Origin of the sequence: Vreelandella rituensis (genome assembly GCF_003336665.1) — a bacterium.
Classification (GTDB): Bacteria; Pseudomonadota; Gammaproteobacteria; order Pseudomonadales; family Halomonadaceae; genus Vreelandella; species Vreelandella rituensis.
In genome coordinates this window covers 11,636-31,223 of the sequence record NZ_QPIJ01000049.1, presented here as the reverse complement: position 1 = coordinate 31,223, position 19,588 = coordinate 11,636, and the positions used below count along the sequence as shown (strand labels likewise).

The following is a 19,588-nucleotide window of genomic DNA, read 5'->3' as shown; positions in this document are numbered from 1 at the left end:
CGTGGCGTTCGCCACTTTTCTCGCGGCCGAACAATACCGATGGCAGGCCAGGTAGTTGGCATGACCAGGGCGGATCATGATGCGTTCGACGCGACGGACAGGCATGGATTGCTCCCCTGTGACGATTGAACTAACATTAGTGGCAAAGGAGATTAGTGTCAATGTCAAAGACTACATTAAGATCACACCCACATTGTGTTTTTAATATAAAGTGCCATTTAGTGTTAGTGACCGCTTATCGGCGAGAGGTGATTACATCGGCGATCATGGAGGACCTGGAAATACACATCCGCCGCGTTTGCGAGATGTCCGACGTGGGTGTGCTGGAATTTTCGGGTGAAACGGATCATGTCCATATCCTGCTGGAACTTTACCCCTCCGTCATGCCAGCCAAGCTGGTCAACAGCATCAAGACCGTGACGAGCCGGCGGATCAGGAAAGACTATTGGGAAACCCTCAAGACACAGCTCTGGGGCGAGCGCTTCTGGTCCAGGTCGTACTGCATGCTCAGCGTGGGCGATGGTGCGAACACGGAGATCATCAAGCGCTACATCCAGAACCAGGCCAGGCCGTCCTGACGGACGGCGCGCTATCCATCCACGCCCAATGCGTGGCTTGGACGTGGAATTCCGCGCGAAATGTTAAAAGGCATCACCGGGCACGCGCACGAACCCTTCCATCAGCACCCGGGCGCTACGGCTCATGATGGCCTTGTCTACCTGCCACCGGCCGTCGACCAGGCTTGCTTCGGCGCCTACCTGCAGGGTGCCGGATGGATGACCGAAAGTGACCGCCTTGCGCTCGCCGCCGCCTGCCGCCAGGTTGACCAAGGTACCCTCGATGGCCGCGGCGGTGCCGATGGCAACGGCTGCCGTGCCCATCATGGCGTGATGAAGCTTGCCCATGGACAGCGCCCGCACCGTCAGGTCCATGTCCTTGGCAGACAACTGCTTGCCACTCGATGTGACATAGTCGACGGGCGGTGCGACGAAGGCCACCTTGGGGGTGTGCTGACGGTTGGCGGCCTCGGCGATGTCCTGGACGAGTCCCATGCGCAGCGCCCCATGGGCACGTATCGTCTCGAAAGTGGCAAGCGCCTTGGTGTCGTTGTTGATCGCTTCCTGCAGCTCGCTGCCGGTGTAACCGATATCCTGGGCATTGACGAAAATGGTGGGAATACCGGCATTGATCATCGTCGCCGAAAGCGTCCCCACGCCGGGCACTTCCAGCTCGTCCACGACGTTGCCTGTGGGGAAGATGGCGCCTTCGCCATCCGCCGGATCCATGAAGGCGACCGGCACCTCGGCGGCGGGAAAGGTCACACCGTCAAGCTCGAAGTCGCCGGTTTCCTGCACCGCGCCATCGGTGATGGGCACCCGAACCAGAATGGTCTTCTCGATGTTGGCCTGCCAGACACGCACCTCGGCCACGCCGTCTTGCGGAATGCGATCGGCATCCACCAGGCCGTTACTGATGGCGAAAGGACCCACCGCCGCCGAGAGGTTGCCGCAGTTGCCGCTCCAGTCGACGAATGGCTTGTCGATGGAGACTTGGCCGAACATATAATCCACGTCGTGATCGGGCTGAGTGCTTTTCGACAGGATCACCGTCTTGCTGGTGCTCGAGGTCGCTCCGCCCATGCCGTCGATCTGTTTCTGGTAGGGATCGGGGCTGCCGATGATGCGCAGAAGCAGTGCGTCCCGAGCGGGCCCCGGCTTCTGGGCGGCCTTGGGAAGGTCCTGAAGACGAAAGAAAACACCCTTGCTGGTACCACCACGCATGTAGGTGGCGGGAATGCGGATCTGGGGCTTGTGTGCCATGAATCATGTCCTTTTATCGGGCTCGACCCGGGCCTTCCGGCACCGGGTCGAGGTTAGACGTTATACAAAAAGTGCCTGCACTTGGCCATGCGGCCCGGCAATCAAGCGGTCGCGCCTTCCGTGGACTCGAGGAAGTCCTTGGCAAAGCGCTGCAGCACACCGCCCGCGGCGTAGATCGACAGTTCCTCGGCAGTATCCAGACGGCAGATCACCGGTACTTCCTCGCGTTCGCCATTGGCGCGATTGATGATCAGCGTTAGGTTGACCCGGGGTGCAGGCTCGCCGAGCACGTCGAAGGTCTCGGTACCGTCGATGACCAGGGTCTTGCGCGTGGTACCTTCCTCGAACTGCAAGGGCAGCACGCCCATGCCCACCAAGTTGGTGCGGTGGATACGCTCGAAACCTTCGGCGACGATGGCTTCCACGCCCGCCAGGGCCACGCCCTTGGCCGCCCAGTCCCGCGATGAGCCTTGGCCATAGTCGGCGCCGGCGATCACGATCAGGGGCTGCTTGCGCGACATATAGGTCTCTATCGCCTCCCACATGCGCACTACCTGCCCTTCTGGCTCGACACGAGCAAGCGAGCCCTGCGTGACCTTGCCGTTCTCCTGCACCATCTCGTTGAACAGTTTGGGGTTGGCAAGGGTCGCTCGCTGGGCGGTCAGGTGATCGCCGCGGTGGGTGGCGTAGGAATTGAAGTCTTCTTCCGGCAGGCCCATCTTGTGCAGGTACTCACCGGCGGCGCTGTTCATCTGGATGGCGTTGCTTGGCGACAGATGGTCGGTGGTGATGTTGTCCGGCAATACCGCCAGCGGGCGCATGCCGGCCAGGCCGCGGGGCCTGGCCATGTTGCCTTCCCAATAAGGCGGACGACGGATGTAGGTACTCTCAGGACGCCAGTCGTAGAGTGGGTTGATCTCGGCCCGGGCACTCTTGTCCAGGTCGAACATGGGGATGTAGGTCTTGCGGAACTGCTCCGGTTTTACAGCCTGCTTGACGATGGCATCGATCTCTTCATCGGCAGGCCAGATGTCCTTCAGCGTCACCGGATTGCCGTTCTGGTCATGGCCCAGCACATCCTTTTCGATATCGAAGCGGATGGTGCCGGCAATCGCATAGGCCACCACCAGCGGCGGCGAAGCAAGAAAGGCCTGCTTGGCATGGGGGTGGATACGGCCATCGAAGTTGCGGTTACCGGAAAGCACCGCCGTGGCATAAAGATCGCGGTCGATGATTTCCTGCTGGATGACCGGATCGAGTGCCCCGGACATGCCGTTGCAGGTCGTGCAGGCATAGGCCACCACACCAAAACCGAGATTCTCGAGTTCCGACATCAGCTCGGCTTCTTCCAGGTACATCTTCACCGTCTTGGAGCCTGGCGCCAGGGAGGACTTCACCCAAGGCTTGCGGGTCAGGCCGAGCTTGTTGGCGTTGCGCGCGATCAGCCCCGCCGCCACCATGTTGCGCGGGTTGGAGGTGTTGGTGCAGCTGGTGATCGCGGCGATAATCACCGCGCCATCGGGCATTTTTCCCTCTTCGTTTTCGACTACGCCACTGACGCCGCGTGCGGCAAGCTCGGAAGTGGGCAGCAAGGCATGAGGGTTGGAAGGCCCGGCCAGGGTACGAGTCACGGACGACAAATCAAACGTCAGCACGCGCTCGTACTCTGCATCTTTCAGGCTATCCGCCCAGAGACCGGTTTCCTTGGCATAGGTTTCCACCAGCTTGACCTGGTCGTCTTCACGCCCGGTGAGTTTGAGGTAGTCGATAGTCTGGCCGTCGATGTAAAACATCGCCGCCGTGGCGCCGTATTCTGGTGTCATGTTGGAAATGGTGGCCCGGTCGCCCACGCTCAGGCTCTCCGCGCCCTCACCATAGAACTCCAGATAGGCTCCCACCACACGCTCGCGACGCAGGAACTCGGTGATCGCCAGCACCATGTCGGTACTGGTGATGCCCGGCTTGAGCTTGCCACTGAGTTCCACACCGATGATGTCGGGCAGGCGCATCATGGATGCGCGACCCAGCATCACGCTCTCGGCCTCAAGCCCCCCAACGCCCACCGCGATCACACCCAAGGCGTCGACCATAGGCGTGTGGCTGTCTGTACCCACACATGTGTCGGGAAAAGCCACGCCGTCGCGCGCCTGGACCACCGGTGACATCTTCTCCAGATTGATCTGGTGCATGATGCCGTTGCCTGGTGGAATCACGTCGACGTTCTCGAACGCCGTCTTGGTCCAGTTGATGAAGTGGAAGCGATCATCGTTGCGGCGGTCTTCGATAGCACGATTCTTCTCGAAAGCATCTTCCTCGAAGCCGGCATGTTCGACGGCCAGGGAGTGATCGACGATCAACTGGGTGGGTACCACCGGGTTGACCCGAGCGGGGTCACCGCCTTGCTCGGCGATAGCGTCCCTAAGACCGGCCAGGTCCACCAGGGCCGTCTGCCCCAGGATGTCGTGGCATACCACCCGCGCCGGGTACCAGGGAAAGTCCAGGTCGCGCTTGCGCTCGATCAGCTGCTTGAGCGCATCGGTCAGCATCGCCGGGTCGCAGCGACGCACCAGATTTTCGGCCAGCACCCGTGAGGTGTAGGGCAATTTGGCATAAGCACCCGGCTGAATTGTCTCGACCGCCTCACGGGTGTCGAAATAATCCAGCGCCGTGCCAGGCAAAGGCTTGCGATAGTCAGTGTTCATAGCGTCAGGTCATCCCGAGTAGTGTTCGATTCGAGTCGTGCTTGAGTAAAGTAAGGCGACCGGGAAACGGCCGCCTTTATCGCCTCAAGCGGCCAGGGTGGGATCAGTCACGCTGCTCGATCGGCACCCATTCGCTTTTCTCCGGCCCGGTATAGTCGGCGCTGGGACGAATGATGCGGTTGTTGGCACGCTGCTCGAACACATGAGCACACCAGCCGGTAACGCGCGAGCAGACGAAGATCGGCGTGAACAGCTTGGTGGGGATATCCATGAAGTAGTAAGCACTGGCATGGAAGAAATCGGCGTTACAGAACAATTTCTTCTCGCGCCACATGACTTCCTCGACACGCTCGGAAACCGGGTAGAGCACCTTGTCACCCACATCTTCGGAGAGCTTCTTGGACCAATGCTTGATGATCTCGTTGCGCGGGTCGGATTCACGATAGATGGCGTGACCGAAGCCCATGATCTTGTCCTTGCGCTCGAGCATGCCCATGATTTCGCGCTCGGCCTGCTCGGGGGAGGTCCAGTCTTCGATCATGTCCATGGCCGCTTCATTGGCGCCACCATGCAGCGGGCCACGCAAGGAACCAATCGCACCGGTAACGCAAGAGTGCATATCGGAAAGCGTCGAAGCACAGACACGCGCTGTGAAGGTCGAGGCGTTGAACTCATGCTCGGCATACAGAATCAGCGAGACGTTCATTACGCGAGCGTGCAGCTCGGAGGCCGGCTCATCGCGCAGCAGGTGCAGGAAGTGCCCGCCCACGGAATCGTCGTCGGTCTCGGTCTCGATGCGAACGCCATCGTGCGTGTAGCGATACCAGTAGCAGATAATCGAAGGAAACACGGCCAGCAGACGATCCGAGGCATCCTGCTGCTCATCGAAACTCTCTTCGGTTTCCAGATTGCCCAGCATGGAGGCGCCGGTGCGCATGACATCCATCGGGTGTGCGGAGGCCGGAATCTGTTCCAGTACCGTTTTCAACGCCTGGGGCAGGCTACGCAGGCTTTTGAGCTTAGTGATATAAGCGTCCAGTTCAGCCTGATTCGGCAACTTGCCCTTGAGCAGAAGGTAAGCGACTTCTTCAAAACGGGCTTTTTCCGCCAGTTCCTTGATGTCAAAACCACGGTAGGTCAGTCCGGAACCTGTCTGGCCAACGGTACATAGGGCGGTGGTACCCGCACTCTGGCCACGCAGGCCTGCGCCACTAGTCGGTTTATCTGCCATTCTGGTATCTCCTTGATAGTGCACTTATCGTTGTAAGAGCGTTATTTGCTAAAACGTCTGTCTTAAAGACTTCCGCTTCAAAAACTTTTCTTTCAAAAACTTCTTGTATCGCTGCTGTGCTCACCGAAAATTATTCGGCATCGCCCTGGTCGGCGAACAGCGCATCGAGTTTTTGCTCAAACGCATGATAATTAAGAAAATCATAGAGCTCGTCGCGTGTCTGCATCAGCTCGACCACATCACGCTGATGGCCGTTTTCATGGATGCTCTGGTACACCTTGAGCGCGGCCTGATTCATGGCACGGAAGGCGGAAAGCGGGTACAGCACCATGCGGCAACCCACGTCACCCAACTCTTGCTGGCTGAATAGCGGTGTGGCGCCGAATTCGGTGATGTTGGCCAGAATCGGCGCATCGACCCGCTCACAGAAGGCGCGATAGTCTTCAAGGGTGTGCACGGCTTCGGCGAAAATGGCATCGGCCCCGGCTTCGATACAGGCATTGGCACGATCGATGGCGGCGTCCAGGCCGTCTTTCTGGAAGGCGTCGGTACGTGCAATCAGGTAGAAATCCGGATCGATGCGCGCATCAGCAGCGGCTTTGACGCGATCGGCCATCTCGGCCTGAGAGACAATCGCCTTGTTGGGGCGATGGCCGCAACGCTTCTGGGCAACCTGGTCTTCGATATGTACAGCTGCCACACCGGCACGCTGCATTTCCTTGACGGTACGAGCGATATTGAAGGCGCCGCCCCAGCCGGTGTCAATGTCCACCAGCAACGGCAGATCCGTAGCGCCACAGATGCGATGGGCGTCCTGTACCACGTCGTTCATGGTGGTCATGCCCAAATCAGGCAGGCCGAACGAGGCGTTGGCCACCCCGCCACCGGAAAGATAAATCGCCTTATGCCCTACTCGCTCGGCCATCATCGCCGTATAGGCATTGATGGTTCCCACGATCGGTAACGGCTGATTGGCTTCGAGGGCTGCGCGAAAACGGGCGCCTGGCGTCTGCTGAGTCATGTAAGTCTCCTGATGATTGTCCGACGTCAACGCGACGCCTGGGTCGGCTTTTCAAGCCTATTGTTCACTTCTGGTAGTCAAGCTTGCTGTTCGAGTGCCGCGGCGTAACGGTCCACGACATTGGCCCTCGAGGCGCTGACATGGCGCCGCATGAGAAATTCGGCCAGTTCCGCATCGCCGGCTTCTATGGCATCCACAATCCGGTGGTGTTCGACAAACGCCAGCTGAGGCCGGGAGCCACTGGCACTGAACTGGGTGCGGTACAATCTGACCAGGTAATAGAGGTCATCGCACAGCAACGTCATCAGCATATTGTTATGGCTGCCTTGAACGATGCGATAGTGAAAGTCCAGATCCCCTTCCCGCTGGTAGTAGGCTTCCCCCCGGCGCAAATCGGCTTGGCGCTCATGCACCGCCAGCACTTCTCTAAGACCGGCGATTTCCTCGGCACTCATGTTCTCGGCCGCCAAGCGCGCCGCCATGCTTTCCAGGGCTTCGCGAACATCGAACAATTCCAGCAGCTCCTTCATCGACAATTGCACCACTCGCGCACCGACGTGTGGCACGCGCTGGATCAGCCGATGAGCCTCGAGCCGCCGCATGGCTTCACGTAGTGGCCCACGGGAAATACCATACGTCTTGGAAAGGCCTGGCTCGGTGATCTTGCTGCCGGGCGCAAGTTCACCGCGCACAATGGCGTCCTGCAACTGGTGAAATACGCGCTCAGCCAAGGTACGCACTTCGGGATGCGACGTTTCGGTGCTGGTCGTATCCTGGTTTTCTAAGCCGGAATCAAATAACGTCATGGTAAATTGTCGACAATTGAGTGATGAAAAGACTTTAGCTTTCTGTAACGATGGCGTCAATAAGCCATAGGGGGCGATTTCATACATCTTTCGTTGTATTCCAAGCGACTCTTAACCGCATCACTGTCAACAATCAGCAAGATTTTAAGCCGCTAAACCGAACGTGAAAAAGTCATCATATTCGCTAGCTGGTCTCATGGATTCATCGCGCCTAGAATATGTCGCCCCCTATCGGCCAGGCATTTTGCTTTATGACAACGCCATTATTGATCACTGCCGTGCCTTATTCCTCTAGCCCCTTGGCGTTGTTTGCGCGGTTGCGTCAACGTCCCGGCGCGATCCTGCTGGACAGTGGGCGACCCGTTGCCACATCCGGGCGTTACGACATCATGAGCAGCGACCCTCTGGCTTTAATGGAAGTGACGCAACAAGGCCAGTTGCATTGCACCCCACCTTTACCCGCGGAAACCGTCGCCGAGCTTGATGCCTTTCAGGCCCAGCAGAAACTACTGGAGCAACTCCCCCCCATCACGCTCGATAGCGACTTGCCATTTCTAGGCGGTTTACTCGGCTATTGGAGCTATGACCTGGGTCGCCGGATTCATGCCATTTCCGCCACGGGCAAGGCCGTGACTCAGCTGCCGGCTTGCCGCCTGGGCCTGTATGACTGGGCGATCATCCAGGACCATCATTGCCAGCAAGCCTGGCTGGTGGCAACGGCCGAACGTGGCCGGCAGGTTCGAACGTGGCTGGCACAACCGGCCCCAGCTTCCGCCGAATTCACCCTGTTACGGACATTTACCGCAGAGCTGGATCGTCAGGCGTATGGCCAGCGCTTCGAAGCTGTTCAACGCTATATTCGCGCCGGGGATTGCTATCAGATCAACCTGGCTCAGCGCTTTCATGCCCCCTATACAGGCGATTTATGGCAAGCCTACCTGCGCCTGCGTAATGCTACGCCGACCCCCTTCTCGGGCTACATGGCGTGGGCAGACAAGGCGGTACTCTCCCTTTCTCCCGAGCGCTTTCTCCAATGTCGCCATCCTTGGGTGGAAACCCACCCAATCAAGGGCACTCGACCGCGTGGCAAGACCCCACAAGAGGATCGCGCCCTGGCAAGTCAGCTTTCGAACAGCGAAAAGGATCGTGCGGAAAATGTAATGATCGTGGATCTGCTACGCAATGATCTGGGGCGCGTCTGTCGGCCCGGCAGCATCCGCGTTCCTCAACTGTGCAAACTCCAGAGCTACCCCAACGTTCACCATCTGGTCAGCGTGGTGCAGGGACAATTGAGCGATGAACGCACCCCGCTTGCCTTACTGGCAGCTGCATTTCCGGGTGGTTCGATCACTGGCGCCCCCAAGGTACGTGCCATGCAGATCATCGATGAACTGGAGCCCAGCCAGCGCAGCGTATATTGCGGCAGCCTGGGTTATGTAGACAGGCGCGGCCATATGGACACCTCGATTGCCATTCGTAGCGTGATTGCCGATGCCGGTGAGCTGCATGTGTGGGGCGGTGGCGGGCTGGTGGCGGACTCAGTGGAAACCGAAGAATATACCGAGACACTCGACAAGATTCGCCATTTGATCGGAGCCCTTGAATAAGGCATAAAAATCACGCCCTATAAATCAAAAAGGAATATAAAACCCTAACCAAACGGTATTGGGGAGAGGCCAAGCCGCTTTGATAGGCTAGGCATATCGACAATGTCTGTTTTCTGACTGCCACCGGAGACCCCAATGACCCTGGAACTGGATCTAGACACTATCAATCGTGACTTGGGTCACGACCCGAAAGCCCTGACGGAATGGGCGCTGGGCCTTGGCAAGCACGCTATCTGCACCACCAACTTTCGCCCTTTCGAAGCGGTTATTCTGCATCTGGTCACCCAGGTCCAGCCGGATATCCCAGTGGTATGGATGGATAACGGCTACAACACGCCGGCCACTTATCAATTTGCCGACGAGATCGCCAAACGCCTGAACCTCAACTTGATCACCTATTTGCCACGTCGCTCACGCGCCCACCGTGAAGCCGTGGAGGGTTTGGTCCCCGATATCGAGGATCCACGCCACACGGCATTCACTCAGGAAGTCAAACTGGAACCGTTCGAGCGGGCATTACGTGAAATGCAGCCGGACGTCTGGATTACCGCCCTACGCGCCGAAGACACTCCCGAGCGCTCACGCATGCAGCCAGTATCGCGTAACGCCGACGGCCTGTTGAAGGTAGCCCCGGTGCTTCACTGGACGGCACGTGAGATGTATCAGTATCTACAGGCTCACGACCTGCCCAACAATTTCGATTACTTCGACCCCACCAAGGTGGAGGACAAGCGCGAGTGCGGCCTGCACCTTCAGCATTGACCGACTGGCTTTCAGACAGCGCTTAATATTCAGGCAGCTCCAGGTCCTTGAACAGCTCCTGTTCATGTCGCGGCCCCGCCGTCAGCGCCGCATCGACTCGGTCACGGTCAAGGTGCGGTGCAAAGCGCTCGAGGAAATCGTACATATAACCGCGCATGAAGGTGCCCCGGCGAATGCCGATCTTGGTGGTGGAGCTGGCAAACAAGTGGCTGGCATCGACTACCACGAGATCGCTATCCAGCGTCGGGTCCACCGCCATGTGCGCAACGATTCCAACCCCCATGCCCAGTCGAACATACGTCTTGATCACATCGGCATCGGAAGCCGTCAGCACCACGTTGGGGGTAAGCTCCCGAGCCTTGAAGGCGTCATCCAGCTGGGAGCGACCGGTAAAGCCGAAAACGTAGGTTACCAGGGGATAGCCTGCCAGGGCTTCCAGGGTAAGCGGGCCTTCAAGCGTCTCCAGAGGATGGCCTTTGGGCACCAGCACGCAGCGGTTCCAGCGGTAGCACGGCAGTAGGATGAGGTCCGTGAACAGCTCCAGCGATTCGGTGGCAATGGCGAAATCCGCCTGACCTTCGCTTACCATCTGGGCGATCTGCTTCGGCGTACCTTGCTGCATGTGCAGGGCGACATCGGGGTATTTACGAGTGAACTCGCTGATCACGGGCGGCAACGCATAACGTGCCTGGGTATGAGTGGTGGCAATTGACAGGCTGCCCCGATGCTCATCACTGTGCTCCTGAGCCACTTGCTTGATGTTTTCGGACAGGCGCAGCACTTTTCCCGCCAGCTCGATAATCGCCTCACCCGCAGGTGTCACCCGAGTCAGGTGCTTGCCGCTACGGGCAAATATCTCTACCCCCAGCTCATCTTCCAGCAAGCGAATCTGTTTGGAAATTCCCGGCTGAGAGGTAAAGAGACTTTGTGCGGTAGCCGACACATTCAAGCTGTGACGACTTACCTCCCAGATGTAGCGTAATTGTTGTAATTTCATGCTCCCCTCCCATGGCCTTCCTCACGAGCGTTTGCCACACTGATAGCAGACTGGCTATAGCACCTCGGCATAGCGTTCGATCGAATAAACAATCCAAAGATAATTACTTTATAGCATATACATCTAGCATTTTAAGTGCAATGCGTACTAGGGTCTTCCGCTTTCGTATTAACACAGGAAATTTGCCACCACCTTCTACGCCCGCTAACATCTGCCGACTTGGCGCGGTAAAAACATCACTACGCCGCGTGAGATCGTTGCTCACTTTGAGGCAACGTAACAGCAAGAGCAACGCAAACGGGAGAAGCATATGGCCAATAATGTTGATGTCACCAACGCCAATTTTGAACAGGAAGTACTTAACGCTGAACAGCCGGTACTGCTGAAGTTCTGGGCACCTTGGTGCGGCCCGTGCAAGGTGATGGCACCGGTGGTGGATGAAGTGGCCGCTGAGCGTGAGACCAACCTCAAGGTCGTCAGCATCAACGTCGACGACGCGCCGGAAATTGCAGCTGAACAAGGCGTGCGAGGCGTTCCCACCGTGATGTTGTTCAAGTCCGGTACCAAGGTAGCTTCCTTGGTAGGCGCCCAGTCCAAATCACAGCTGGCACAGTTCATCGATCAAAACGCCTGATCCCTGTCCTGCCCCTGTGTAGCTTCGCCGCCGACCTTGGGGTCGGCGGCGTCATTCATTGGCTACTGGCGGCGCTCGGAAGGCGGCAGGTCGGCTTTCTCGATACTGGGAGGCGCCTTCGGCCCTGCCCCCGGGCCGAGCAAATGCGATATCCAGCGCGTTTGCGGATGACTATCCAGGGCAATCTTCAGCGTCATCGTCAAAAGTACCGATAACAGCATCCCGGCCACCCCGAAGATCCACCCCCATACCACCAGCGAAAGAAATGCGATAAACGTCGACAACCCTAACGCCTGCCCCATCACTCTGGGCTCTACCAGGTTTCCCAGTACGAAGTTGATCACCAGGTAAGCCGAAGCCAATATCATTGCCTCCAGCACGCCCCCATCCTGAGCTACCAACAGCAGCAGTACCGGAGGTATCGCCGCAATCGCCGAGCCGATATTGGGAATAAAGTTCAACGCAAAGGCGAACACCGCCCACAGCAAAGGAAAGTCGACACCAACCGCCAGACAGGCCAGCCAAACCAATATGCCAGTGACCAGACTGATCATGGTCTTGACCGCCAGATAACGTTTAAGCGTCGAACTGAATTCCCTGAAACGCTTCAAGCTCGGTGCTGGATTGACCAGGGCCCGCGACACCTTTTCGCGAAAATTCAGGGTTTCAAACAACAGGAAAATAACCAGCAGTGCCACGATAATGCTTTGCATGAAAAGATTGCCTATTTCCCCAATAAACTGGGGAACCCAGGAAGTCTCTTCATCCATATTGAATATACTACCTAGCTGGTCCGGGTTGATCGCCAACCCCTTGGAGGCCAAGACATTAAGCAGGTCCCAGTAATGTTCGTACAGGCGCGACTCAATGTCCGGCAATGCTTCAATAAAGGTAGTGAAACTATTGACTACCAATAAACCGAGCAAGGAGACAAACACCAGCAACACCAACAGCGTCAGCCACACAGCCACACGTAAACTCAAACCTCGCTGGTTCAGCCATTGCACCGGGGCCGTGCACACCACCGCAATGAAAATTGCCAGCAGCAACGGCACGAGCAAGTCGGCACCGGTCTTCATTCCGGCCACAATCACCACCAATGCCGCCATCGCCAAGGTAGCGTTCAGGGGAACACTGCGGTAGTACTCTTCCGATAACTTCGCCATATCCTTTACTCTTGCCTGCCATCTTTTTCATCATGGTCGCAGCTCGCCAAGAGCACAAACCAGATGGCATTTTCTTGAGCCGCTTGGTGCGGGCATTGGTGAACTTTCTAACGTCTCATGCTTCCAACCCATATGAGATTAGTCGTGCTCCGGTTTCGTTCACTCTACTCAGGATTTTTGTCCGTTCGCTACTCGCTCAGACATCAATCTACCCGGTTGCCTGCAAGGAGGCTTTACCATGTTGTCGCTTGATCACGCCAAAACGCTACGCCATTCACTTCTGGCCACACTGCTCGGCACTCTTGCCGTATTCATGAGCACAACCACCGCCTCTGCTTCGGCCTCTCATCCACCACCTTCACTTAACATCCAAGCCGAGGCTTCGGTGGACGTAGAGCCAGACAAGGCCACCTTGAAGGCCAGGCTATGGGAACACACTCCCGCAGTGGCGCAACACGACAACCAGGCGCAGGATAGCGACGCCTTGGCCGAGGCACGGCAACGCCTGGAGCAGCGTGCCAGCAAGTTGATTGGTCACATGGAAGAAATAGGTCTGGCGCGTGACGCCATCAAGGCGGGGTCACTCAATATACAGCCAGAGCATGTCAACGGCCCTTCGCAGAATGACAAAGAGCGAGAGACACTTGTACGTACCCGCCTGGAACGTCCTATCGAGGTAGCACTGAACGACCTGCAACGACTGGGAGACGTACTTGATGCTCTGGTCGAGGCAGGGGCTAGCTCCCTCGACGGCGTTCAGTTCGACTTGAAAGACCGTGAAGCCGCCACCGATGAAGCCTTGGTGAAAGCGCTCGAAAAAGCTCGCCACAAAGCGCAACTGATGGCCGATACATTGGACATTACGCTTGGCGAGATCACTCAAGTCCAGGAAACGCAATCGCCGGTCTTTGCCCCGCGCATGATGTCGATGCGTGCCGATAGCATGGAAAGCAGCGGTGCCCAAGCCGAGTATCGCCCCGGCACCATCCGTATCGATGCCGGAGTCAACGTTCAATGGGCCATTACAGAGAAAGCCGCTCGACCCCACCCAGATAAGGACGCAGCGGTTCAGGAATAGTAATCGATCCGTCGGCCTGCTGGTGATTCTCCATGACCGCCAGCAGGCAACGCCCCACCGCCAGGCCCGAGCCGTTCAAGGTATGCAGTAAGCGAGGCTTCTTTTCTTCGGGATGACGAAAACGTGCCCGCATGCGCCGCGCCTGAAAATCTTCACAGTTGGAAACCGAAGAAATCTCACGGTACGTTTCCTGGCTAGGCAGCCACACTTCCAGATCGTAGGTCTTGGCCGCGCCGAAGCCCATGTCCCCGGCACACAGGGTCACCACCCGATACGGCAACGCCAGCGCTTGCAGAATTGCTTCGGCATGGCCGCGCATCTCTTCGAGCGCCGTATAGCTCGTCTCCGGCTCCACCAGCTGTACCATTTCGACCTTGTCGAACTGATGCTGGCGAATCATGCCCCGCGTATCACGCCCATGCGACCCCGCTTCACTACGAAAACAAGGCGTATGCGCGGTCAGTTTCATGGGTAGCATTGCCTGGTCGAGTATCTCGTCACGGGCAAAATTGGTCAGCGGCACCTCGGCGGTGGGAATCAGGTGATAGCCACGCTCGTCATCCAGCTTGAACAGGTCCTTGCCGAATTTCGGCAACTGGCCGGTGCCAAACAGGGAGTCACGATTGACCATATACGGCACATAGCACTCTTCGTAGCCATGTTGCTCGGTCTGGGTATCCAGCATGAACTGGGTCAGCGCACGGTGCAGGCGCGCAATCGGCCCCCGCATCACCGCAAAGCGGGCACCGGTCAGCTTGACCGCCAGGTCAAAATCGAGATAACCGGACTTCTTGCCCAGATCAACATGATCCAATACATCGAAATCGAACTCGCGCGGCGTGCCCCAGCGGTGAAGCTCCACGTTGTCCTCTTCCCTCTTGCCTTCAGGCACGCTTTCATGCGGCAGATTGGGTATGCCGCTCACCAACGACTCCCAATGCTCCTGAGCATCCGCGAGCTTGGCCTTGGCGCTATCCAGACGCTCCCCAAGATCGCTGACTTCCGCCAGCAAGGGCGCTATGTCTTCGCCATTGGCCTTGGCCTTGCCAATCGCCTTGGAACGCTGATTGCGCTCATTCTGCAATTGTTCGGTTTCGGTTTGCAGCTCGCGGCGCTGGGTTTCCAGCCTTTGCAGCTGCTCAATATCGAGCACAAAGCCCCGCCGGGCCAGTTGTCGGGCAACCTCTTCAAGATCACCGCGCAGCAGTTTCGGATCGAGCATGAAATCCTGTCCCTTGGCCTGAAATCAATCAACTATGCGCAACGCAAGCTGCGCGAAAAGGCGTCTATTGTAGGCAAAAGCCGACCCAGGGGCCATGGTCTCGCCGGAACGTTACCAAAAATCCCCGCTTTTAATAGATTGGGGATTAGGTAATAGATAGGTGTCAGGGAATCAACCAGGAAAGAATCACTAACCCGACCAAGGTTCGGAGCACCCCGCCAATGACCGAACCACGCAGCAGAGCGCGGATACCGCCGAAAACGATCAAGAGACCGATCACCAGTACAGCAATACTGAAGAACGAGGCGTTGATGCCCAGCGAGCGGGTTAACCCATCCACGAAGGCATCCATGGCGCCAAAGAAATTGCTGAAAAGTGCCACTAGAAAGTCGACGAAGGCGCGAATGATCTCGCCTATTTGTTCACCGACTGAATCAAAAAAACTGACTGACTGCATAGAGATGGTTTCCGGAAATAGGTAGTAACTGACCATTAAGAAAATAGGTGGTTCCGGAAAAACCGGCGCATGTGGTTCAGTGAATGCTACAGCATGTATTAGCCGTACAGGTAGATTACCGGCTCGCGATTGGTAACCGGCCAGGAGGCCTTGCATGATGGAAAGTATTCGTCGCCAAAATACGCCTACAAAGCATCCCATCACCAAAAGCATCCCAACCCCAGGAGCCAACATGAGCACTTCGTCACCTTTCGAGCAGACCCTGACCGCGCTCGATGCACTGCATGACCAAGACCCACGCCATGTCGAGGTGCGTGGCGAGCCGGTTCCCCGAGAATTATGGTACGCGCAACGCATGAGCGAATGGCTGGAAAGAGTGCAGGAAAGAGCTCATGAAGCCCCCGATGAGCTGTTGCGTCTAGCGGTGCGCGCTCAGCACCTGCAACGCTGGCAGGTGCCGCGCGAAGACTACCCCGCAGGCCGGGTGGGCTATCTGACCTGGCGTCGCGACCAGGGCAAGCGCGCCGGTGAGACCACCGCAGGCTTGATGGAGAATGCCGGTTACAGCCCCGAAGATGCCGCACGTGTCGCCGGGATGATCCGCAAGCAAGGATTGGGGCGTGACGCCTGCGTTCAGGCATTGGAAGATTGCGCCTGCCTGGTCTTTCTGGAAAATTATTTCGGCGATTTTTCGCGCACCTTGGAACACGATCACATGCTGCGCATCGTGCAAAAAACCTGGGGCAAGATGTCACCCCAGGCGCATGAGTTGGCCTTGGCGCTTCCCATGCCGGCACAAGCGCGCAGCCTGGTGGAAGAAGCCTTGGCCAAGTAATGCAACGCATGGCGCTGGGTGCGCCTGACCTTTCGCTGCGGTAAAGTAAGCCTACTTACTTCCCCCTCCGGCAACTCCGGCAGCGATGGCTTGAATATGATTGCACCTCTGGATACCCAAACCGCTCTTATCGAGCGTCTCGACAAGCATTACGTACGGTTTCTGGCAGCGCTGAAAACCGCTGGCTTTGAAGGCGATATTGCGCCTGATTACGCTAATCGCACGGTGCTTGCGACCGATAATTCGATCTATCAGCGCTTGCCCCAGGCGGCGCTCTACCCCAAGCATGCCGAAGATATCGAACGTATCACCAAGCTGGCCGCGCAAGTGCCGCATCGCAATATCGTCCTCACCCCACGAGGCGGCGGCACCGGCACCAACGGCCAGTCGCTTACCGATGGGCTGGTGGTGGATGTCACACGCTACATGAACCGGATTCTGGATATCGACCCGGAAAACCGACGGGTGCGCGTCCAGGCTGGGGTGGTCAAGGACCAGCTCAATGCCGCCCTCAAGCCGCATGGGTTATTTTTCGCCCCGGATCTTTCCACCTCCAACCGCGCCACCATCGGCGGAATGATTTCCACCGATGCCAGCGGCCAGGGCAGTTGCGAATACGGCAAGACGCGCAATCACGTCCTGGAACTGGACAGCATCCTGCTGGGGGGCGTTCACCTGAAGAGCTGCCCGCTCACCAAGGCCGAAGAACAGGCTGAATGTGAGCAAAGCGGCATACGCGGCCGCGTTCACAAGACCGCGCAAGACATCATCGACACCCAGGGTGAGCTGATCAAGGCGACCTTCCCTCCGCTGAACCGCTGCCTGACCGGTTATGACCTGGCGCACCTGCGCGATGCAGAAGGCCGCCTGGATATCAATAGCCTGATGTGCGGCTCGGAAGGCTCATTGGGGTTTCTCAATGAAGCGGTGCTCAATGTGCTGCCGATTCCCAAGCACTCCACCCTGGTCAACGTGCGCTACGCAAGCTTCATGGAGGCGCTGCGTGACGCCAAGGCCTTGATGGGAAGCGGCTCCTCATCGACCCTGCCCCGGTCGCCACGCCCCACTTCCATCGAAACCGTCGATGACAAGGTACTGATGCTGGCGATGGATGATTTCGTCTGGGACAGCGTCGCCGAGTTCTTTCCCCAGGAAGAGGGCGAAACCACCCAGACCGTGGCGATTCGCGGCATCAACCTGATCGAATTCAACGACGATGATCCCGAGCGTTTGGCTGAACGCGTCGCAGCGTTTACCCAGCACCTTACCCATGACGAAAGCGTGCCTCGGCTGGGCTACACCTTGGCGGAAGGCCGGCCAAAGATTCAGCGCATCTATGCCATGCGTAAGCGTGCAGTGGGATTATTGGGTAATGCCAAGGGCGAAAAGCGTCCGATTCCGTTTGTCGAAGATACCGCCGTACCGCCGGAGAGCCTGGCGGATTTCATCAGCGAGTTTCGCGCCGCCCTGGACGCCCGGGGGCTGGAATACGGCATGTTCGGCCATGTGGACGCCGGGGTATTGCATGTACGCCCCGCCATCGATATGAAAGACCCTCAGCAGGCACGCCTGATTCGAGAGGTGTCGGACGAAGTCGCCGCCCTGACCCAAAAATATCACGGCCTGCTATGGGGCGAACATGGCAAGGGGATACGCTCGGAATACGCGCCTAAATTCTTCGGCGACCTTTACCCCAGCCTGCAACGTGTGAAAGCCGCTTTCGACCCCTACAACCAATTGAATCCGGGCAAGATCGCCACCCCCCTGGGCGACACGCCGGTGAAAGCCAACGACCCCAATCTTCTGGCCATCGATGGGGTGACCACACGCGGAGAACTCGATCGTCAGATTGACGAACAGGCCTGGCAAGCCTATGACGCCGCGGTGTATTGCAACGGCAACGGCGCCTGCTACAACTACGATGTCGATGACCCCATGTGTCCGTCGTGGAAAGCCACCCGAGACCGTATTCACTCGCCCAAGGGGCGTGCCAGCCTGATTCGCGAATGGCTGCGGCTGCAAGGGCAGGCTGGCATTGACGTCGTGGATGAATCGCGTAAAAAGAAAGCCGAAGGCCGCTGGGGATTTATCAAGAGTTTCCCGGCGCGCACCTTCAACACATTGGCCCGCCGCAACCACAACGATTTTTCCCACGAAGTGTATGACGCCATGGCCGGCTGCCTGGCCTGCAAGTCATGCGCCGGACAGTGCCCGGTAAAGGTCAACGTACCGCAGTTTCGCTCGCAGTTTCTCGAGGTCTACCACGGTCGCTACCTGCGTCCGTTGCGTGATTATGTGATCGGCGCCACGGAATTCACCATGCCGGCGCTCGCGAGAATGGCACCTGTGTATAACAGCTTGATCGGCCAACGCTGGGTCGACAAATTGATGGCAGGCCCCTTGGGCATCAGTGATAGCCCGCCACTTTCCCGCGCCAACCTGAAAAAACAACTCCAGGCCTGGGGAATCAGCGAAGCCACCCCCACCTCTCTGGCGCTGCTTACCGAACAACAGAAAGCCCGTAGTGTGGTGATTATCCAGGATGCGTTCACCAGCTACTTTGAAGCTCGGCTGGTGATGGATATCGTCGAGCTGTTATCGCGCCTGGATATCCGTGTATTCGTGGCGCCTTATTCCGTCAATGGCAAACCCTTGCACGTTCAGGGTTTTCTGGGTGCCTTCGAGCGCACTGCCGAAAAGCAGGCCAAACGCTTGCGTACCCTTGCCGACTTCGGGGTGCCCCTGGTGGGTATCGACCCGGCCATGACCCTCACTTATCGTCAGGAATACGTCAAATCGCTGGGCTCCAAGGCGGTACCCGAGGTACTGATGCTCCAGGAGTGGCTGTTGTCGCTGGGCACGCGTTTCGTGCCGCATAACCTGACGCTCCACGATCCCGGCTATCAACTGCTTTCGCATTGCACCGAAAAAACCAATGCACCGGGCAGCCCCAAGGCCTGGCAGCAAGTGTTCGCGGCGTTCGGCCTGAAACTGGAATTGGTCGCGACCGGCTGCTGTGGCATGTCCGGCACCTATGGCCATGAGACCCGTAACCTTGCCACCTCAACCGCCATTTACGCGCAGTCCTGGCAACCGGTGGTGGAAGATGAGCAGCGCCAAGACCGGCTACTGGCGACCGGCTACTCCTGTCGCAGCCAGGTCAAACGCTTCTCCGAGACGACGCTGTTGCATCCGTTACAGGGGCTATTGAAGGTGCTCAAGGAAAGCGGACGCCATTAAGCCATATCCT

The 19,588-nt window shown here is 57.8% G+C and carries 15 protein-coding genes and 1 pseudogene; 7 read left to right on the top strand and 9 right to left on the bottom strand.

Going from position 1 to position 19,588, the window contains the following annotated elements:
• Window positions 1-161 precede the first annotated feature (161 nt).
• Window positions 162-578, top strand: coding sequence for an IS200/IS605 family transposase (gene tnpA / locus DU506_RS16605; protein WP_114488006.1), 417 nt, complete (start codon window positions 162-164; stop codon window positions 576-578).
• Window positions 579-641: 63 nt separating this feature from the next.
• Here tnpA and prpF read toward each other — a convergent pair whose 3' ends face one another.
• The 5 genes from prpF to DU506_RS16580 form a co-directional block, all read right to left on the bottom strand.
• Window positions 642-1,820 carry a 2-methylaconitate cis-trans isomerase PrpF gene (gene prpF, locus DU506_RS16600; protein ID WP_114488005.1) on the bottom strand — a complete coding sequence of 393 codons (1,179 nt, stop codon included), beginning with the start codon at window positions 1,818-1,820 and terminating at the stop codon, window positions 642-644.
• A gap of 101 nt (window positions 1,821-1,921) precedes the next feature.
• Window positions 1,922-4,522, bottom strand: coding sequence for a Fe/S-dependent 2-methylisocitrate dehydratase AcnD (acnD, locus tag DU506_RS16595; protein WP_114488004.1), 2,601 nt, complete (start codon window positions 4,520-4,522; stop codon window positions 1,922-1,924).
• A 103-nt stretch (window positions 4,523-4,625) separates the two neighbouring features.
• Window positions 4,626-5,753: a bifunctional 2-methylcitrate synthase/citrate synthase gene (gene prpC / locus DU506_RS16590; RefSeq protein ID WP_114488003.1), complete on the bottom strand. Its 1,128-nt coding sequence runs from the start codon at window positions 5,751-5,753 to the stop codon at window positions 4,626-4,628.
• 130 nt (window positions 5,754-5,883) lie between these two features.
• Window positions 5,884-6,774, bottom strand: coding sequence for a methylisocitrate lyase (prpB, locus tag DU506_RS16585; protein ID WP_114488002.1), 891 nt, complete (start codon window positions 6,772-6,774; stop codon window positions 5,884-5,886).
• A 77-nt stretch (window positions 6,775-6,851) separates the two neighbouring features.
• Window positions 6,852-7,580 (bottom strand): GntR family transcriptional regulator, encoded by a 729-nt coding sequence (locus DU506_RS16580; RefSeq protein ID WP_114488013.1) that lies wholly within the window; start codon window positions 7,578-7,580, stop codon window positions 6,852-6,854.
• Between the two features lie 251 nt (window positions 7,581-7,831).
• Between DU506_RS16580 and pabB the strand changes: the two genes are divergently transcribed.
• The gene (pabB, locus tag DU506_RS16575; RefSeq protein WP_114488001.1) at window positions 7,832-9,187 is read left to right on the top strand and encodes an aminodeoxychorismate synthase component I; all 1,356 of its coding nucleotides are present in this window, start codon (window positions 7,832-7,834) and stop codon (window positions 9,185-9,187) included.
• A 135-nt stretch (window positions 9,188-9,322) separates the two neighbouring features.
• Window positions 9,323-9,949 (top strand): phosphoadenosine phosphosulfate reductase domain-containing protein, encoded by a 627-nt coding sequence (locus DU506_RS16570; protein WP_415843662.1) that lies wholly within the window; start codon window positions 9,323-9,325, stop codon window positions 9,947-9,949.
• Between the two features lie 22 nt (window positions 9,950-9,971).
• On the opposite strand, the gene cysB is transcribed toward DU506_RS16570, so the two are convergent.
• The gene (cysB, locus tag DU506_RS16565; RefSeq protein WP_114488000.1) at window positions 9,972-10,946 is read right to left on the bottom strand and encodes an HTH-type transcriptional regulator CysB; all 975 of its coding nucleotides are present in this window, start codon (window positions 10,944-10,946) and stop codon (window positions 9,972-9,974) included.
• A 295-nt stretch (window positions 10,947-11,241) separates the two neighbouring features.
• On the opposite strand from cysB, the pseudogene trxA reads away from it, so the two are divergent.
• A pseudogene (gene trxA / locus DU506_RS16560) lies at window positions 11,242-11,580 on the top strand (thioredoxin); the annotation flags it as partial.
• A 62-nt stretch (window positions 11,581-11,642) separates the two neighbouring features.
• Here the strand turns inward: trxA and DU506_RS16555 are convergent.
• Window positions 11,643-12,746, bottom strand: coding sequence for an AI-2E family transporter (locus tag DU506_RS16555; RefSeq protein WP_114487998.1), 1,104 nt, complete (start codon window positions 12,744-12,746; stop codon window positions 11,643-11,645).
• 238 nt (window positions 12,747-12,984) lie between these two features.
• Between DU506_RS16555 and DU506_RS16550 the strand changes: the two genes are divergently transcribed.
• Window positions 12,985-13,824, top strand: coding sequence for an SIMPL domain-containing protein (locus tag DU506_RS16550; protein ID WP_114487997.1), 840 nt, complete (start codon window positions 12,985-12,987; stop codon window positions 13,822-13,824).
• Here the strand turns inward: DU506_RS16550 and serS are convergent.
• Both serS and DU506_RS16540 read right to left on the bottom strand, forming a co-directional pair.
• Window positions 13,769-15,046 (bottom strand): serine--tRNA ligase, encoded by a 1,278-nt coding sequence (gene serS / locus DU506_RS16545; protein ID WP_114487996.1) that lies wholly within the window; start codon window positions 15,044-15,046, stop codon window positions 13,769-13,771. The genes DU506_RS16550 and serS overlap by 56 nt on opposite strands.
• Window positions 15,047-15,209: 163 nt before the next feature.
• Entirely contained in the window at window positions 15,210-15,503 is a 294-nt protein-coding gene (locus tag DU506_RS16540) for a hypothetical protein (RefSeq protein WP_114488011.1), read from the bottom strand.
• 232 nt (window positions 15,504-15,735) lie between these two features.
• Here DU506_RS16540 and DU506_RS16535 point away from each other — a divergent pair, with 232 nt between their 5' ends.
• Entirely contained in the window at window positions 15,736-16,338 is a 603-nt protein-coding gene (locus DU506_RS16535) for a DUF4202 domain-containing protein (RefSeq protein ID WP_114488010.1), read from the top strand.
• A gap of 96 nt (window positions 16,339-16,434) precedes the next feature.
• Window positions 16,435-19,578 carry a D-2-hydroxyglutarate dehydrogenase YdiJ gene (gene ydiJ / locus DU506_RS16530; protein ID WP_114488009.1) on the top strand — a complete coding sequence of 1,048 codons (3,144 nt, stop codon included), beginning with the start codon at window positions 16,435-16,437 and terminating at the stop codon, window positions 19,576-19,578.
• The last annotated feature ends 10 nt before the right edge of the window (window positions 19,579-19,588 follow it).